The sequence below is a fragment of the Streptomyces sp. WELS2 genome (assembly GCF_013870595.1).
Classification (GTDB): Bacteria; Actinomycetota; Actinomycetes; order Streptomycetales; family Streptomycetaceae; genus Streptomyces.
Genome location: NZ_JACBWZ010001394.1, coordinates 1 through 524 on the forward strand (window position 1 = coordinate 1; position 524 = coordinate 524).

Below are 524 nucleotides of genomic sequence, written 5' to 3' on the forward strand. Positions count from 1 at the left end.
GGCAGGCCGTAGCCGCTGATCGACTTCGACACGGTGACGATGTCCGGGGTGATGCCGGCCTCCTCGAAGGAGAAGAAGGCGCCGGTGCGGCCGCAGCCCATCTGGATGTCGTCGACGATGAGCAGCATGTCCTGCCGCTCGCACAGCTCCTTCAGCGCGCGCAGCCACTCGGGCCGGGCCACGTTGATGCCGCCCTCGCCCTGCACGGTCTCCACGATCACGGCGGCGGGCTTGTCCAGGCCGGAGCCCTGGTCCTGGAGGAGCCGCTCGAACCACAGGAAGTCCGGGACGGTGCCGTCGAAGTAGTTGTCGAACGGCATCGGGGTGCCGTGGACCAGCGGGATGCCGGCGCCGGCCCGTTTGAAGGCGTTGCCGGTGACGGCGAGCGAGCCCAGCGACATGCCGTGGAAGGCGTTGGTGAACGACACGACCGCCTCGCGCCCCTTCACCTTCCGCGCCAGCTTCAGCGCGGACTCCACCGCGTTGGTGCCCGTCGGGCCCGGGAACATCACCTTGTACGGCAG

Annotated in this window: 1 protein-coding gene; it reads right to left on the minus strand. The window is 69.3% G+C overall.

Going from position 1 to position 524, the window contains the following annotated elements; translation table 11 throughout:
• Window positions 1-524 (minus strand): aminotransferase class III-fold pyridoxal phosphate-dependent enzyme (locus H5J33_RS36575; protein WP_181798972.1); only part of this gene is annotated, 524 nt, incomplete at both ends.